Source organism: Inquilinus limosus (assembly GCF_002195995.1).
Lineage (GTDB): Bacteria > Pseudomonadota > Alphaproteobacteria > DSM-16000 > Inquilinaceae > Inquilinus > Inquilinus limosus_C.
Window position 1 is genome coordinate 1 of sequence record NZ_NHON01000040.1, and the last position, 16271, is coordinate 16271.

Sequence of the window (16271 nt, forward strand, 5' to 3'; positions counted from 1 at the left end):
CCCTGATACGACGGGCCGCACCCCGCAACCGACACGCCTTGTGGAACCGCATCGGCTCACTGCTCGACCGTTTCCCACCGCTCGAATGCCAGAACTACATCCTCAATTCCGGATATCTCGCGCCAACCTAGGTGGCTAACGCTCTAGCCGCGGAAAATTTGCCGCTCCCATCGCATCGGCGAAGGCGCGCATGCTGCCGCCAGCCGAGGGAGATTCGTCGATGCTCAAGCCCGTGATCGCAGCCGCCGCCATCCTGCTCGCGGCCCTGCCCGCCATGGCCCAGCAGGACTGCCCGGACGACAGCCAGGCCGGTCTCAACCAATGCGCCGGCGATGCCTACAAGAAGGCCGATGCGGCGCTGAACGCGACCTACAAGCAGATCATGGCGCGACTGAAGGACAGCGAGGAATCGGCCAAGTCGCTGGTCGCGGCCCAGCGCGCCTGGATCGCCTATCGCGACGCCGAATGCGACTTCATCTCCTCCGGCGTCGAGGGCGGCAGCGCCCGGCCGATGATCGTGGCGCAGTGCCTGGAGCAGCTGACCACCCAGCGCGCCGACGACCTCAAGGCGCTGCTGAGCTGCGAGGAGGGCGACCTGAGCTGCCCGGTGCCGGCACAGTGACCGCCGCCGCATCCCGCGCCGTGATGGGACCTTGCGGATAGTTCATCAAAAAAGATCGGGTCCCCGGGAATAAAGCCGGAGGGCAGGTGTCCCATCCGTCATGGATGCCACGCCGCCCCTCCCGCCGGAGACCCCGATGCCGTCCCGTTTCCTTCCCCGCCCGTCGGCGGCCGTCGTCGCCGCCCTGCTGCTCGGGGCCGCCGGAGCCTGGGCTGCCGGGCTTGTGGGCTGGCGTGGCCTTCCGGCGCGAGGGCCGGAGGACGTCCTGGTTCCAATCTGTGGGCTGACATGGCTGTCGCCGCCGGAAGAGCTGCCGTTCGCCCGCGAGAGCGATGTCGCGATGGGCAGAATGATGGCCGCCATGATCATCAAGCCCACCGGCGACGTCGATGCCGATTTCGCCGCCATGATGATCCCGCATCACCAGGGCGCGATCGACATGGCCCAGGCCGAGCTGCGCTATGGAAAGAACGAGCAGCTGCGCCGCATCGCCCAGGAGATCATCGTCGAGCAGCAGCAGGAGATCGCGGCGATGCGCCTGGCGCTGGGCCAGGCGCTGCCGCCCTCCGACCCCGCGCCCGACCAGATCCCGCCGTCCGCCGGCTCTTCCATGCCGTCCATGACCCTGTCGATGGAGCACTGACCGTGACCCGCACCCTGCTGCTCTCCGCGCTCCTGGCCGCCTCGGCCGCCACCACGATCATGGCCGCCGCGCCCGCCGCCTTCGCCGGGCAGGTGCCCTTCGCCGCCTCGGACCCCGACATCCCGGTCAGCCACAGGGACCGGGTCTATGCCGCCGAGCAGTTCTCCAACACCGTCTCGGTCACCGACCCGGCCGACAACAGGCTGCTCGGGGTGATCCGCCTCGGCGACCCGCAGCCGACCAATTTCAGCCCGCTCTACCGCGGCCAGCTGCTGGTGCACGGCATGGGCTTCTCGCCCGACCACCGCACCCTCGCCGTGGTGTCGATCGGCTCGAACTCCGTCACCTTCATCGACACCGCGACCAACACGGTGAAGCACACCACCTATATCGGCCGGTCGCCGCACGAGGCGTTCTACACGCCGGACGGCAAGGAGGTGTGGGTGACGGTGCGCGGCGAGACCTACATCTCGGTGCTCGACGCCAGGACCTATGAGGAGACGACCCGGATCACCGTCCCCGGCGGGCCGGGGATGCAGATCTTCTCGCCGGACGGCAAGTACGGCTACATCTGCTCCTCCTTCAACCCGGAGACGGTGGTGGTCTCGGTGGCCGACCGCAAGATCGTCGGCCATGTCCGGCAGGCCAGCCCTTTCTGCCCGAACATCGCGGCGACGCCGGACGGCACCCAGGTCTGGTTCACGCTGAAGGACACCGGCAAGGCCCAGGTGTTCGACGCCAGGCCGCCCTTCACGCTGCTGACCACGATCGACACCGGGCCGATCACCAACCACGTCAACATCGTCCGCAACAGGAACGGCAGCTTCGCCTATATCACCGTCGGCGGGCTGAACCAGGTGCAGGTCTACCGCACCGACGACTTCTCCAGGGTCGCGACCATCCCGGTCGGCAACCTGCCGCACGGCATCTGGCCGTCGGGCGACGGCAGCCGGGTCTATGTCGGCATCGAGAATGGCGACGAGCTGACCGCGATCGACACACTGACCAACAAAGTGATCGGCTCGGTGCCGATCGGCCAGGCGCCGCAGGCGGTGAACTATGTGCCCGACGCCGTGCCGGAGGGTGACGGCACCCGGAACCTGCAGCCGCTCGGCGTCGCCGGCCAGACCGCGCAGCTGTCGATGGTGGCGCTGCAGGACGGCAAGGCCGCGGCCCCGGCGAATGGCCCGGCGCCGACCAGCGTGTCGCTGTTCGACCAGGGGCTGACCCAGGTGCTGCAGGCCTCGGCCACCGGGCTGCAGCCGAAGCAGCCCTACGTCCTGGCACTGTCCGGCCAGGCCGATGGCGGCGGGCCGCTGGAGCCGCTGGCCGCCTTCATGACCAACCCGGCCGGCTCCGCCATCGTCAATGCGCTGGGCCCGATCCGGCAGGTGGTGCAAGGTCAGGCGGAGGCAGGGCGGCGCTGGCTGGTGATCGCGCCCGGCACCGCTGCACAGGCCGGCGCGCCGGTGCAGATCCAGGCGCAGTGAACGGAGCCTCCCGCGCCGGCCTCGGCGGCGGCGGGAGATCGAGAGGCGATCGGGCCATGAAGGACATGATGCTCCTGGTCGAACCGCTGATCCCGGCGCTGCGGCGCTACGCCCGGTCGCTGATGCGGGCCGACGCCGCCGGGGCGGACGACCTGGTGCAGGACTGCCTGGAGCGGGCGATCACCCGCTGGCACCAGCGCCGCACCGACGGCGACGCCCGGACCTGGCTGTTCAGCATCCTGCACAACCTCGCGGTCAACCGGATGCGGCAGCGCGCCCGCCGCGGCCGGGACGTGCCGATCGAGGACGCGGCGGAGGCCGCCACCGCCCGCCCGCCGACGCAGGAGGCCGGGCTGCGCCACCGCGAGCTGCTGCAGGCGCTGGACCAGCTGCCGGAGGAGCAGCGCAGCGTGCTGCTGCTGGTCTCGGTCGAGGACCTGTCCTATGCCGAGGCGGCCAAGGTGCTGGATGTGCCGATCGGCACCGTCATGTCTCGCCTCTCCCGCGGGCGGGAGCGGCTGCTGCGGATCATGGAAGACGCAGAGGCCTCAGGCCGGCCCGCGACCCTGCGCCCCCCGAGCTTGCGGAGCGTGAAATGAGTCTCCCGATCACCGAGGACGACCTGCACGGCTATGTCGACCGGGTGCTGGCGCCGGAGCGCCGGGCCGAGGTCGAGGCCTATCTGGCCGAGCATCCGGAGGTGGCGCACCGGGTCGCAGGCTATGCCGCGCAGCGCGACGGCCTGCGCCAGGCGCTGGGGCCGGTGGCGGAGGAGCCGGTGCCGCCGCAGCTGTCGCTGGCCCGGATGATCGAGGCCCGGCGGCGGCCGTCGTCCTGGGGCCGGCCCTGGATAGCCGCCGCGGCGGCGGTGCTGCTGCTGGCCATCGGCGGGGCCGGCGGCTGGACCTGGCGTGGCCTGGCCGAGCCGGCGCGGGCCGGCATCGCCGCTTTGGCCCGGGAGGGGGCCGAGAACTACGCCGTCTACGCCGCCGACCATACCCGCGCGGTCGAGCTCGGCGCCGCCGACCGGACGCAGCTGGTCGGATGGCTGTCGGACCGGCTGCGGCGGCCGATCGCGGTGCCCGACCTGACCCAGGCGGGCTACCGCTTCATGGGCGGTCGGCTGGTGGCGACCGCGCACGGCCCGGCCGGGCTGCTGATGTATGACGACGATCGCGGCACGCGCCTGGCCATGCTGGTGCGGCCGATGGACATCGAGGGCGACACGCCGATGTCGGAGCACAGCAGCGGTGGCGTCTCCGGCCTTGCCTGGGCCGACCAGGGCCTCGGCTACACCCTGGTCGGCGACACGCCGGCCGCGGTGCTGCACCCTCTGGCCGACGAGGCGCGCCGGCAGATCCGCGCCGGCGAGACCTGAGCGGTCAGCCGACCGGCGGCAGCGGGGCGCCGAACTGCAGCGCGTCCAGCGCGCCCTGCAGGATCCAGGCGGCGGCGGCGGTGTCGACGGCCTTGGCCCGCTTCTTCCGGGTGACGTCGAACTCGATCATCTGGCGCTGCACCGCCATGGTCGACAGCCGCTCGTCCCAGAAGGCGATCGGCAGGTCGCGCAGCTTCAGCAGGTCCTTGGCGAAGGCGCGCACCGACTGGCAGCGCGGCCCCTCGCTGCCATCCATGTTGACCGGCAGGCCGATCACCAGCGCGGCGACGCCGCGGTCGTCGACGATGCGCAGCAGCTCCTGCGCATCCGGGGTGAATTTGGTGCGGCGGATGGTGCCGATCGGCGAGGCCAGCGACAGGCCGGGGTCGGACACCGCCATGCCGATGGTCTTCTCCCCGAGATCCAGGCCGATCAGCCGCCCGCCGGGGGGCAGCAGGGGCTTCAGGTCGCGAAGATTGCAGACCGCCATATCGGGTGTTACCTTCCGCGCCGTTTTCCGTCGGCCGTCCCCCGCGGTTCCGGCCCCATGCCGGCCCGGGGCGGCCTCACGATCCCCGGAGATGACTACGACATGTCGCTCGACAGAGCCACCGTCGCGAAGATCGCGCATCTGGCCCGCATCCGCCTCGACGAGGCGGAGCTCGATTCCATGACCGGCGAGTTGTCCGGCATCCTGGACTTCGTGGAGCAACTGGCCGAGGTGAACACCGACGGGGTCGAGCCGATGACCAGCGTGGCGCAGCAGGGCCTGCGCCGCCGGGCGGACGAGGTGACCGACGGCGGCTATCCCGAGAAGGTTCTGGCCAACGCGCCCTCGGCCAAGGCCGGGTTCTTCACCGTGCCGAAGGTGGTCGAGTGATGTCGAAGCCGACCCATCTGACCCTGGCCGGCGCGCGCGACGCGCTGAAGAAGCGCGAGATCTCCTCGGTCGAGCTGACCACGGCGCATGTCGCCGCGATGGAGAGCCTGCGCGGGCTCAACGCCTTCGTTACCGAGACGCCGGACAAGGCGATCGAGATGGCCAAGGCCTCCGACGCCAAGCTCGCCCGCGGCGAGGGTGGTCCCCTCGAGGGCCTGCCGATCGCCATTAAAGACCTGTTCTGCACCGAGGGCGTGCGCACCACCGCCGGCAGCGCCATCCTCGGCAATTTCGTGCCGCCCTATGAATCGACCGTCACCAGCCATCTGTGGCGCGACGGCGCGGTGATGCTGGGCAAGCTGAACATGGACGAGTTCGCCATGGGCTCGGCCAACATCACCTCGGCCTATGGCAACGTCGAGAACCCCTGGCGGCGGCAGGATGGCAGCAACGCCAAGCTGGTGCCGGGCGGCTCCTCCGGCGGCTCCGCGGCCTCGGTTGCGGCCCGCATCACCCTGGCAGCCACCGGCACCGACACCGGCGGGTCGATCCGCCAGCCGGCCGCCTTCACCGGCATCGTCGGCATCAAGCCGACCTATGGCCGCTGCTCGCGCTGGGGCGTGGTCGCTTTCGCCTCCTCGCTCGACCAGGCCGGGCCGATGGCGCGGACCGTGCGCGACGCGGCGATCATGCTGCGCTCGATGGCCGGCTTCGACCCGAAGGATTCGACCAGTGTCGACATGGCGGTGCCGGATTTCGAGGCGGCGCTGACCGGCGACATCCGCGGCCTGAAGGTCGGCATTCCGAAGGAATACCGGGTCGACGGCATGCCGGCGGAGATCGAGCGCGTCTGGCAGCAGGGCGCCGACTGGCTGCGCGCGGCGGGGGCCGAGATCGTCGAGGTCTCGCTGCCGCACACCAAATACGCGCTGCCGACCTACTACATCGTCGCCCCGGCCGAGGCGTCGTCCAACCTGGCGCGCTATGACGGCGTGCGCTACGGCCTGCGCGAGACCGGCGGGTCCCTGAACGAGCTGTACGAGAACACCCGCGCCGCCGGCTTCGGCCGCGAGGTGAAGCGCCGGGTGATGATCGGCACCTATGTGCTGTCGGCCGGCTATTACGACGCCTACTACACCAAGGCGCAGAAGCTGCGGACGCTGATCGCCCGCGACTTCACCGAGGCGTACAAGCAGTGCGACGTGATCCTGACGCCGACCGCGCCGTCCACCGCCTTCGCCATCGGCGAGAAGCAGGACGACCCGATCGCGATGTACCTCAACGACGTGTTCACCGTGCCGGCGTCGCTGGCCGGGCTGCCCGGCCTGTCGGTGCCGGCCGGCCTGGGCGATGACGGGCTGCCGCTCGGGCTGCAGCTGCTCGGCCGGCCCTTCGACGAGGAGACGGTGCTGCGCGTCGCCGGGGTGATGGAGCGGGCGGCCGGCTTCACCGCTCTGCCGCAGTCCATCTCCTAAGGCGGGGGCTCCCGACCGTGACAGGCTTCGTCATCCGCCGGCTCGGCCTCGCGGATGCCGCGGCCTACCGCGAGATCCGGCTGGAGGGGTTGGAGCGCCACCCCGAGGCGTTCGGCTCCACCTACGAGACCGAAGCCGCACTGTCGCTGGAGGATTTCGGCCGGCGCGTCGCCGAGGTGGCCACCTTCGCCGCCGAGCGCGATGGCCGGCTGCTCGGCCTCGCCGGGCTGGCGCGCGAGAGCACGCCCAAGCGCCGGCATCGCGGCACGCTGGTGCGGATGTATGTGCGGCCCGACGGGCGCGGCGCCGGCGCCGCCGATGCGCTGGTCGAGGCCGTGCTGGACCACGCCCGGGCCGAGGGGCTCGACTCCGTCATCCTGGCCGTGACGGTCGGCAACCAGGCGGCCGGGCGGCTCTACGACCGGCACGGCTTCACCGTCTATGGCGTGGAGCCGGGGGCGCTGCGGGTCGGCGACCGATCCTACGACGACGAGCTGCGCATTCGCTTCCTGTAACGCTCAAGTGCGATATCGCAAAGCTCAAGCCGTCATGGCGAGCCCACGAGGGGCGTGGCCATCCAGCGGCTCGATCTCTGGATGGCCCCATCTAGACTGAAGGGGAGGCGCTGCTCCGCGTCGCTCCGTCGTCTTCGGACGGTCATGGAAAGCTGCTATGCCGGCGCCGGGAAGGGGCATCAGCCCGAGGAGGCCGGCCATGACCACGATTCCCTATATGCCGCGACGGTTCCGCACCGCGGCCGCGCATTACCTGCAGGGCCGGCCGCCCTATGCCGCCGGCCTGTTCCTGCGGATCGCCCGGACCTGCGGCCTCGATCGTGATCACCGGGTGATGGATCTCGGCTGCGGGCCGGGGCAGATCGCGGTGGCCCTGGCGCCTTTCGCCGGCGAGGTCGTCGGCATCGATCCGGAGCCGGAGATGCTGGCCGTGGCGGCGGAGGCCGCGGCGCGGGCCGGCGTCTGGGTCGCCTGGCAGCAGGGCAGCTCCTACGATCTGGGGCCGCAGCTCGGGGCGTTCCGGCTGGTGACCATGGGCCGGTCCTTCCACTGGATGGACCGGATGGAGACGCTGCGCCGGCTCGACGGGATGCTCGATCCCGGCGGCGCGGTGGTGCTGATCCATGACGACCATCCGAAGGTGCCGGACAATCGCTGGGTGAAACCCTATCGCGAGTTGCTGGAGCGCTATTCCGAGGACGATGTCGGCCGGCAGATCCGCAAGTCGCCGGACTGGCTGAACCACACGGCCGTGCTGCTGGGCTCGCCTTTCAGCCGGCTGGAGGAGGTCGCGGTGATCGAGCGCCGGCGGATCCCGGCGGACTCGCTGATCGACCGGGCCCTGTCGATGTCGAGCGTGATGTCGGGGACGATCGGCGACCGGGTCGAGGCGCTGATCGCCGAGATCGAGGGGCTGACGGCAGAATACGAGGCCGACGGCACGCTGGGCGAGGTCGTCACCTCCACCGCGCTGATCGCGCGCCGGCCGGAGTCCGACTGAACCGACCGGCTGAAGCGGGCCTGCACGCTTGCTTCGGCAGCGCGGCCGTCGCAAAGATCGCGGCTCATTGTTCCATCTGCCCCCGACGGGAGAGTGCCGTGCCTTTGAAGCTCCACACCGTGATCTGCAGCACTCGGCCGGCCCGCATCGGGCCGGTGGTCGCCTCCTGGTTCCAGGAGATCGCCGCCGCGCATGGCAAGTTCGACGCCACGCTGGTCGACCTGAAGGATTTCGACCTGCCGGTGTTCGACGAGCCGGAGCATCCCCGGCTGCAGCACTATGTGCACGAGCACACCAAGCGGTGGAGCGCCAGCGTCAGCGCCGCCGACGCCTTCGTCTTCGTCACGCCGGAGTACAATTTCGGCCCGCCGCCGGCGCTGCTGAACGCGCTGAACTACCTGTACCTGGAATGGAACTACAAGCCGGCCGGCTTCGTCAGCTATGGCGGCGCATCCGGCGGCATGCGCGCTGTCCAGGCCGAGAAGCTGACCCTGACCACGCTGAAGGTGGTGCCGCTGACCGAGGCGGTGGCGATCCCGATGGCCTGGAATTCGCTGGCCGACGGCAAGCTCACCGTCCCCGAGGCCCAGGCCAAGGCCGCGACCGGAATGCTGGACGAGCTGGCCCGCTGGGCCGAGGCGCTGAAGCCGCTGCGGGCGAAGTAAGGGCCGGAGCCACCCCCTCACCCGAAATCGCTGTGCGATTTCGACCTCTCCCCGGGGAGAGGTATAGGGCGTCGCTGCCATTCCCTCTCCTTGGGGAGAGGGAGGGGCCCGTTGCGTTGGCAACGGGAGGGTGAGGGGGCTCACCCCGCATGGATCCACAGGATCTCCGCCTCCTCCGGCCCGTCCGAGAGGCAGGCATGCGGGGTGCGGGCGTCGAAATACAGGCTGTCGCCGGCGGCCAGGCGGAACGGCGCCTCCCCGGCGAAATGCATCGTCACCGTGCCGGACAGGACCAGCAGGAACTGCTGGCCCTCATGCCGGTCGAGCGGCCCGTAATCCAGCAGGGTGCGCGCCTTGACCCGGGCGCGCACCGGGGTGACGCGCTTTTCCGCCATATCCGCGCCCAGCAGTTCATGGCTGTAGCTGCGGGTCTCGTGCCGCGGCCCGGTGCCGGCCCGGGTCAGGCTGCGTGCCGCCGCGGCCGGGCGGGCGTCGCCGAACAGCCCGGCCAGGTCGACGCCGAAGCCCTGCGACAGCTTCAGCAGCACCTCGACCGTCGGCGACATCCGGCCGTTCTCGATCTTCGACAGGGTCGACTTGGCCAGGCCGGTCTGCTCGGACGCCGCCTCCAGCGTCCAGCCGCGGGTCCGGCGCAGCGCCTTCAGCCGGGGGCCGAGGCTCTGGGGCGCATCACTGTCCATGCGCCGCAGCTAAGCACGCGCCGCCGCGCGCTGCATCTGTTTCCGATCGGAAAAATCCTGATTGCGGAGCGGTAGCCGGCGGCGTAGGAGTCGGGAAACTCCGGGACGGGTGCGGGCATGGCGGACAGCTTCGACGTGGTCATCATCGGCGGCGGCGCCATCGGCAGCGCCATCGCCTGCTTCCTGATGCTGGAGCCGGGCTTCGGCGGCACCGTCGCGGTGGTCGAGCGCGACCCGACCTACCGCACCGCCTCCTCGGCACTCTCCGCCTCCTCGATCCGGCAGCAATTCTCCACCCCCTTCAACGTCGCCGTCTCCCGCTTCGGCCTCGAGGTGCTGAAGCACCCCGAGCGCTGGCTCGAGGTCGAGGGCGAGGTGCCGGATTTCGGCTTCCACGAGAAGGGCTACCTGTTCCTCGCCACCCCGGCCGGGCTGCCGGTGCTGCAGCAGAACCACGCGATGCAGGTGGGGGAGGGCGTCGCCGTCGACCTGATGGCGCCGGACCGGCTGGCCGGGCGCTTCCCCTGGCTGAATGTCGACGGGTTGTCGGCCGGCTCGCTCGGCCTCGCCGGCGAGGGCTGGTTCGACGGCTACAGCCTGCTGCAGGCCTTCAAGCGCAAGGCCCGGTCGCTCGGCGCCACCTATATCACCGACATCGTGACCGGCATCGACCGGGCCGGCGGAACGGTGACCGGCGTGACCCTGGCGCAGGGCGGCCGCATCGGCTGCGGCACGCTGGTCAACGCCGCCGGGCCGCAGGCCGGCAAGGTCGCGGCGCTGGCCGGCATCGACCTGCCGGTCGAGGGCCGCAAGCGCTGCGTCTTCGTCTTCGACTGCCGCCAGACCCTGGCCGGCTGCCCGCTGGTGATCGACCCCTCGGGCGTCTGGTTCCGGCCCGAGGGCAACCTGTTCATCTGCGGCGCCCCGCCCACCGGCGAGGATCCGGACACCGAGGACCTGACGGTCGATCACGGCCTGTTCGACGAGATGATGTGGCCGGCTTTGGCCGAGCGGGTGCTGGCCTTCGAGAGCCTGAAGGTGGTCAATTCCTGGGCCGGCCATTACGAGATGAACACGGTCGACCACAACGCCATCATCGGGCCGCATCCCGACCTGCCGAACCTGATCTTCGCCAACGGCTTCAGCGGCCACGGGCTGCAGCAATCGCCCGCGGCCGGGCGGGGCGTGGCCGAGCTGATCGCCCATGGCGGCTTCCGCAGCCTCGACCTGTCGCCCTTCGCCTTCACCCGGATCCTGGAGAACCGGCCGATCGTCGAGCTCAACGTGGTGTAAGGCCGGCGAGCCCATGAAAAGGCCGTCATTGCGAGCGCAGCGAAGCAATCCATCGGCCCGCAAGAGCGGCGGCATGGATTGCTTCGTCGGCTTCGCCTCCTCGCAATGACGGTTCTTTTATAGGAGGGACTATAGAGTCTGATCGCTAGCTCTCCGGTGTAAGGTCGGTCCCGGGCCTTATTCCTGCATCTGCATCTGCTGTTCCTGCTGCTGCTGGTACTGCTCTTGCTGCTGCTCCTGTTCCTGCTGGTATTGCTCCTGCTGTTCCTGCTGCTGCTGGTAGATTTCTTCCTGCTGCTGTTGCTGCTCCTGCCGCTGCTGCTGCTGTTCCTCGAACCACTCCTGCTGCTGGTGCTGCTGCTCCTGCTGCTGCCGCATGTAGACGTCCTGCTGCATCATCTGCTGCTGTTGGTCGTCGTATTGTTGCTGCTGCTGGCCGCTGTTGTCCTGGTATTGCGGGCCCGGCGCTCCGGGGGCGTAGCCGCCGGACGGCGCCTGGGACGGCCCGGTCAGGTCCGCCAGATTGCCCTGTGCCTCGCGGTTGCCCTGGGCCGCCGAGGCGCGGAACAGCTCCGCCGCGGCGGCGCGGTCCTGCGGCACGCCTTTGCCCTGGAGGTACAGCACACCCAGATTGTTCTGGCCGTCCGCATTGCCCTGGTCGGCGCTCTTCTTGTACCAGGCGGCGGCCTGGGCGTCGTCGCGCGGCACGCCCTGGCCCATGTCGTAGAGATAGCCCAGCCTGGACTGGGCCTCGGCGTTGCCCTGGTCGGCGCTCTTCCGGTACCAGCGGGCGGCCTGGGCATAGTCGCGCGGCGCCCCCTGGGCGGTCTCATAGGCGCTGCCGACGATGACCTGGGCGTCGGGGTCGCCCTGCTCGGCTGCCTTGCGGTACCAGCCGATGGCCTGCGTCTGGTCCTTCGGCACCCCGTGGCCGAAATTGTAGATCACGCCCATATTGTACTGGGCCGTGGCGTCGCCCTGGTCGGCGGCCTTGCGGTACCAGCGGCGGGCGGACTCGTAGTCCTTGGTCTGGAAGTAATACTCCCCCAGTCGGTCCTGCGCGGACACCTTGCCCTGTTGCGCGTCGGCCTGCCATGTCGCCAGGGTCTGGGCACTCGGTGGGGTGTAGGCGGGCTTCGTCGTGTTGCCGGACGTGACGCAGCCGGACAGCACGGCAAGAGCGGCGGCCATGGCTATTCTGGACACCCAGGGGGACGCGGCCATAGGGGTTCTCCCGATGTGATTGGCAAGGGGGCTCGGGGCCGATGGGGCGCCCGTTCACGGGATGGAATTCCTGGAAGATCTGAAAAGTCGGACCAATCCACATCGGTCCCGCGGCTTGTCCTTTTTATGGCCGGGCCGCGATAAATACTGTTCTCACGCGGGCCGGCTCTTCCGCCGCAGCGGCCGGGGTTGCCCCGGCCCGGCGGCGCGCTAGCATGGGCCTGCCGACATTTTGATCGATACTTACCGATAGTTAAGGAATCAGGGATGGCCGGGATCGAGGCGAGACTGAGCGCGCTGGGGCTGCAGCTGCCGGCGCCGATCCAGCTGCCGCCCGGGGTGACGCTGAGCTTCCCCTGGGTGCGGGTGCATGGCGACCGGGCCTATGTCTCCGGCCATGGCGCCCTGGCGCCGGACGGGTCGCTGGCGCCGCTGCTCGGCAAGGTCGGGCAGGAGCTGACGGAGGAGCAGGGCTACCAGGCGGCGCGGCTGACCGGCCTCGCCATCCTGGCCAGCCTCAGGGACGCGCTCGGCGACCTCGACCGCATCACCGCCTGGCTGCGCGCCCTCGGCATGGTCAACGCGGCGCCGTCCTTCAACCGCTACCCGCTGGTGATCAACGGCTTCACCGACCTGATCGTCGAGGTGTTCGGGCCGGAGCGAGGCGCGCATTCCCGCTCCGCCGTCGGCATGGCCGGGCTGTCCTTCGGCCTGGCGGTCGAGATCGAGGCGGAGGTCGCCATCCGCCCGTAGCGCGGCAGCCCTGAAATCCTTGACAGAGGCACCCCTTCCGCGCTCCCTGTCTCGCTTCCGGACGGTTTGAGTGCGAGCGGTTCCATGTACACGATCGAGGGCGAGACGGGCACCTGGGAGACGGTGATCGGGCTCGAGGTCCATGCCCAGGTCATCTCCAAGGCCAAGCTGTTCTCCGGCGCCGCCACCGAATTCGGCGCGGCCCCAAACAGCCAGGTCAGCCTGGTCGACGCCGCCATGCCGGGCATGCTGCCGGTGATCAACGACCATTGCGTCGAGCAGGCGGTGAAGACCGGCCTCGGCCTCAAGGCGCAGATCAACCGCCGCTCGGTGTTCGACCGCAAGAACTACTTCTACGCGGACCTGCCGCAGGGCTACCAGATCAGCCAGTACAAGGACCCGATCGTGGGCACCGGCGAGATCGTGCTGGACCTGCCGGACGGGTCGGCCCGCACCGTCGGCATCACCCGGCTGCATCTCGAGCAGGATGCCGGCAAGAGCCTGCACGACCAGTCGCCGCGCGAGACCTTCGTCGACCTGAATCGGTCCGGCGTGGCGCTGATGGAGATCGTCTCCGAGCCCGACCTGCGCAGCCCGGACGACGCCTCGGCCTATCTGCGCAAGCTGCGGTCGATCCTGCGCTATCTCGGCACCTGCGACGGCAACATGGAGGAAGGCTCCATGCGCTGCGACGTCAACGTGTCGGTGCGCAAGGTCGGCGACACCGAATTCGGCACGCGCTGCGAGGTCAAGAACGTCAACTCGATCCGCCACGTCATGTCGGCGATCGAGTTCGAGGCACGGCGCCAGGTCGAGATCATCGAGGGCGGCGGGTCGATCGACCAGGAGACCCGGCTGTGGGACCCGAACAAGGGCGAGACGCGGTCGCTGCGCACCAAGGAAGACGCGCACGATTACCGCTACTTCCCCGACCCGGACCTGCTGCCGCTGGTGCTGGAGGACGGCTTCGTCGAGCGCATCGCCGCCACCCTGCCGGAGCTGCCGGACGAGAAGAAGGCCCGCTTCATCGCCGAATACGGCCTGTCGGCCTATGATGCCGGCGTGCTGGTGGCGGAGCAGGCCAAGGCCTTCTTCTACGAGCGCGCGGCCAAGGGGCGCGACCCGAAGCTGGCGGCCAACTGGGTGATCAACGAGCTGTTCGGCGGCCTGGCCAAGGCCGGCCGCGAGATCGAGGACAGCCCGGTCTCGGCCGAGCAGCTGGGCGGGCTGGTCGACCTGATCGCCGACAACACCATCTCCGGCCGCATCGCCAAGGACGTGTTCGCCGAGATGATGGAGACCGGGCAGGATGCCGGCGCCATCGTCGAGGCCAAGGGGCTGAAGCAGGTCACCGACACCGGTGCGATCGAGGCGGTGATCGACCAGGTGATGGCGGCGCAGGCCGACAAGGTGGCCGAGTACCGCTCGGGCAAGGACAAGCTGTTCGGCTTCTTCGTCGGCCAGGTGATGAAGGCGTCAGGCGGCAAGGCCAACCCGGCGATGCTGAACGAGCTGCTGAAGAAGAAGCTGGGATGATGATCCGTCCCGCCGGCGCCGTCCCTCGCGGCGCCGGCGGGACGATCGTTCAGGCCGCGGCTTCGGCCCGGGACAGCGCCCCTGCCAGCTTGGACGAGGCGTAGCCGAACACCGCCCCGATCACCATCGAGACGATCAGCAGCACCAGCGGGTTGCCGATGCTGGCCGTGGTCAGCCGCTGCAGCGGGCCGACGCCATCGGCGCCCGCGCCCTGGTGCAGCGAATAGGCTACGGTGGCGGCATAGCCGTAGACATTGGCCGGCACAACCGACAGCAGGTCGACCGAGGCGACGATCACCAGGAAGAAGACGGTGACGCCGACGACGATGGCCGGCCAGGCGGTGCCGAGCGACGGCATCGGGACATGGACGATGATCAGAAGGGCGATCCAGGCGACGATGGCGCCGTAGACATTGCCGGCGATCGTCTTGCTCAGGGCCTTCTCGTCGGCGCCGGAGTGGAAGAAGCACCCCCAGGCGATGAACCCGGCCCAGACCAGGACGACGCCGGCGAGCGGCCCCAGGGCCAGGAATGCCCATACCGCGCCGAGCACTGCTATACTTAGGGATAAGGCAAGCAACTTCGACATGGCGTTTCCCCCACGTTGAATATTGTTCTTGTCGAGCGCTGCATATCATTGGATTCAAATCATCTGGATTCATACTGTCAAAAAGTATGAATTCGCCGATCGGTGACTGCTCCGCTCCCGGGGCGGCCGCCGGCGGAGCGCCATGCCCTTCGCTATCGCGGAATTCGGCCTTTCGGCTATGCTCGGCGCGGATCGGCGAGGCGGGGGATGGCCTGGAATGGATGAGACGCTTCCGGCCCTGCGCCTCGGCGCCGCCCTGGCGGTCGGCCTGATCATCGGGCTGGAGCGCGGCTGGACCGACCGCGACCGGCCCGAGGGCCGGCGCGCCGCGGGCTTGCGCACCTTCACCATCGCCGGCTTCGGCGGCGGCGTCGCCGCGTTCCTCGCGGCGGATCTCGGGCCCGGCCCGCTGCTGTTGTTCCTGGCCGGGATCGGGGCCTACATGCTGGCCGCCTATTGGCGCGAGCAGGGCAGCCTGGGCCTGACCACCGAGGTCGCGATGCTGGTCACCGTCCTGCTCGGCGCCGCCGCCGGGGCGGGGCATGTCCTGGCGGGTGTGGGCGGCGCCGTGGTCGTGGCCCTGCTGCTGCGCGAGAAGGTCCGGCTGCACGGCCTGCTCGACCGCTTCACCCCGGCCGAGACCGCGGCGGCGCTGCAGTTCCTGCTGATCGCGGTGGTGGTGCCGCCGCTGCTGCCGGACCGGACGCTCGACCCCTGGCAGGCGATCAACCCGGCGAAGGTCTGGTGGCTGGTGGTGCTGGTCGCCGGCCTGTCCTTCGCCGGCTATGCCGCCGTGCGCATCGCCGGCCCCCGGGTTGGAACGCTGCTGACCGGGCTGCTGGGCGGCCTCGTCTCCTCCACCGCCCTGACCCTGGTCTTCGCCCGGCAGGCGCGGGCCGCGCCGCAGGCGGCGCCGGCCTTGGCCGCCGGGATCGTCGCCGCCTGGGCGGTGATGGTCCTGCGCGTCGCCGCGCTGGTCCTGGTGCTGCACCCGCCGCTGTTCCTGGCCCTGGTGCCGCCGCTGGCCGGGGCTGCCGTGGTGGCGATCGGCTGCGGCCTGTGGCTGTGGCGGGCCGCCGCGCACCGGACCAGCAAGGCGCCGCCGCTCGGCAACCCCCTGGAGCTGTGGTCGGCGCTGAAGATCGTGGCGCTGATCGTGGTGGTGCTGGTGCTGTCGAAGGCGCTCGACGCCACCCTTGGGGCCGCCGGCCTCTATCTGCTCGCCGCCGTCTCCGGCCTGGCCGATGTCGACGCGATCACGCTGTCGGCGGCGCGGCTGACCCAAAGCGGGCTCGACATCGCGGTCGGCGCCGCGGTGGTGCTGATCGCCGCCGGGGTGAACACGCTGGTCAAGGCCGGGCTCGCCGTGGTCCTGGGCGGCCGGGCGATGGCCCTGCGCATCCTGCCGGCGACCGTCGCGATGCTGGCCGCCGGCGCCGCCGGCATCGCCCTGTCCGCCTTCTGATCCGCAAGCCGCGAAAGAAGAAGGCCCGGCGCCGTCGGCGCC

At 70.1% G+C, this 16271-nt stretch carries 18 protein-coding genes; 14 read left to right on the plus strand and 4 right to left on the minus strand.

Going from position 1 to position 16271, the window contains the following annotated elements; genetic code table 11:
• The first annotated feature begins 220 nt into the window (after positions 1–220).
• The 5 genes from BWR60_RS20350 to BWR60_RS20370 all read left to right on the plus strand — a co-directional run bounded on the left by BWR60_RS20350 (position 221) and on the right by BWR60_RS20370 (position 4133).
• Positions 221–622 (plus strand): lysozyme inhibitor LprI family protein, encoded by a 402-nt coding sequence (locus BWR60_RS20350; RefSeq protein WP_088152843.1) that lies wholly within the window; start codon positions 221–223, stop codon positions 620–622.
• Positions 623–722: 100 nt separating this feature from the next.
• Entirely contained in the window at positions 723–1265 is a 543-nt protein-coding gene (locus BWR60_RS38215) for a DUF305 domain-containing protein (RefSeq protein ID WP_230983119.1), read from the plus strand.
• Between the two features lie 2 nt (positions 1266–1267).
• A complete protein-coding gene (locus BWR60_RS20360; protein WP_230983120.1) occupies positions 1268–2755 on the plus strand; it encodes a YncE family protein in 1488 nt (495 codons plus the stop codon).
• A 56-nt stretch (positions 2756–2811) separates the two neighbouring features.
• A complete protein-coding gene (locus BWR60_RS20365) occupies positions 2812–3354 on the plus strand; it encodes a sigma-70 family RNA polymerase sigma factor (protein ID WP_088152844.1) in 543 nt (180 codons plus the stop codon).
• Complete coding sequence (locus BWR60_RS20370) at positions 3351–4133, plus strand: anti-sigma factor family protein (protein WP_088152845.1); 783 nt, start codon at positions 3351–3353, stop codon at positions 4131–4133. Before BWR60_RS20365 ends, BWR60_RS20370 begins: the two co-directional genes overlap by 4 nt.
• Before the next feature lie 4 nt (positions 4134–4137).
• Here BWR60_RS20370 and ruvX read toward each other — a convergent pair whose 3' ends face one another.
• The gene (gene ruvX, locus BWR60_RS20375) at positions 4138–4623 is read right to left on the minus strand and encodes a Holliday junction resolvase RuvX (protein ID WP_088152846.1); all 486 of its coding nucleotides are present in this window, start codon (positions 4621–4623) and stop codon (positions 4138–4140) included.
• Positions 4624–4725: 102 nt separating this feature from the next.
• Here ruvX and gatC point away from each other — a divergent pair, with 102 nt between their 5' ends.
• From gatC to BWR60_RS20400, 5 genes are all read left to right on the plus strand, one after another.
• Entirely contained in the window at positions 4726–5013 is a 288-nt protein-coding gene (gene gatC, locus BWR60_RS20380; RefSeq protein WP_088152847.1) for an Asp-tRNA(Asn)/Glu-tRNA(Gln) amidotransferase subunit GatC, read from the plus strand.
• Positions 5013–6488 (plus strand): Asp-tRNA(Asn)/Glu-tRNA(Gln) amidotransferase subunit GatA, encoded by a 1476-nt coding sequence (gene gatA, locus BWR60_RS20385; RefSeq protein WP_088152848.1) that lies wholly within the window; start codon positions 5013–5015, stop codon positions 6486–6488. The genes gatC and gatA overlap by 1 nt, the downstream gene beginning before the upstream one ends.
• A gap of 17 nt (positions 6489–6505) precedes the next feature.
• Complete coding sequence (locus BWR60_RS20390) at positions 6506–7003, plus strand: GNAT family N-acetyltransferase (RefSeq protein WP_088152849.1); 498 nt, start codon at positions 6506–6508, stop codon at positions 7001–7003.
• A 199-nt stretch (positions 7004–7202) separates the two neighbouring features.
• Complete coding sequence (locus BWR60_RS20395; protein ID WP_218823593.1) at positions 7203–8003, plus strand: class I SAM-dependent methyltransferase; 801 nt, start codon at positions 7203–7205, stop codon at positions 8001–8003.
• 98 nt (positions 8004–8101) lie between these two features.
• Positions 8102–8668: an NADPH-dependent FMN reductase gene (locus tag BWR60_RS20400; RefSeq protein WP_088152850.1), complete on the plus strand. Its 567-nt coding sequence runs from the start codon at positions 8102–8104 to the stop codon at positions 8666–8668.
• Between the two features lie 140 nt (positions 8669–8808).
• Here BWR60_RS20400 and BWR60_RS20405 read toward each other — a convergent pair whose 3' ends face one another.
• Positions 8809–9369 (minus strand): helix-turn-helix domain-containing protein, encoded by a 561-nt coding sequence (locus tag BWR60_RS20405; RefSeq protein ID WP_088152851.1) that lies wholly within the window; start codon positions 9367–9369, stop codon positions 8809–8811.
• A gap of 117 nt (positions 9370–9486) precedes the next feature.
• Here BWR60_RS20405 and BWR60_RS20410 point away from each other — a divergent pair, with 117 nt between their 5' ends.
• Positions 9487–10662: an NAD(P)/FAD-dependent oxidoreductase gene (locus tag BWR60_RS20410; protein ID WP_088152852.1), complete on the plus strand. Its 1176-nt coding sequence runs from the start codon at positions 9487–9489 to the stop codon at positions 10660–10662.
• 177 nt (positions 10663–10839) lie between these two features.
• Here the strand turns inward: BWR60_RS20410 and BWR60_RS20415 are convergent, their stop codons facing one another.
• On the minus strand, positions 10840–11853 hold the full coding sequence (locus BWR60_RS20415; RefSeq protein WP_179221860.1) for a tetratricopeptide repeat protein: 1014 nt from the start codon (positions 11851–11853) through the stop codon (positions 10840–10842).
• Positions 11854–12153: 300 nt separating this feature from the next.
• Here BWR60_RS20415 and BWR60_RS20420 point away from each other — a divergent pair, with 300 nt between their 5' ends.
• Positions 12154–12639: a RidA family protein gene (locus BWR60_RS20420; protein WP_088152854.1), complete on the plus strand. Its 486-nt coding sequence runs from the start codon at positions 12154–12156 to the stop codon at positions 12637–12639.
• Positions 12640–12723: 84 nt separating this feature from the next.
• The gene (gene gatB, locus BWR60_RS20425; protein ID WP_088152855.1) at positions 12724–14175 is read left to right on the plus strand and encodes an Asp-tRNA(Asn)/Glu-tRNA(Gln) amidotransferase subunit GatB; all 1452 of its coding nucleotides are present in this window, start codon (positions 12724–12726) and stop codon (positions 14173–14175) included.
• 49 nt (positions 14176–14224) lie between these two features.
• On the opposite strand, the gene BWR60_RS20430 is transcribed toward gatB, so the two are convergent.
• Positions 14225–14764: a DUF1097 domain-containing protein gene (locus BWR60_RS20430; protein WP_088152856.1), complete on the minus strand. Its 540-nt coding sequence runs from the start codon at positions 14762–14764 to the stop codon at positions 14225–14227.
• Positions 14765–14981: 217 nt separating this feature from the next.
• On the opposite strand from BWR60_RS20430, the gene BWR60_RS20435 reads away from it, so the two are divergent.
• On the plus strand, positions 14982–16229 hold the full coding sequence (locus BWR60_RS20435; protein ID WP_179221861.1) for an MgtC/SapB family protein: 1248 nt from the start codon (positions 14982–14984) through the stop codon (positions 16227–16229).
• The last annotated feature ends 42 nt before the right edge of the window (positions 16230–16271 follow it).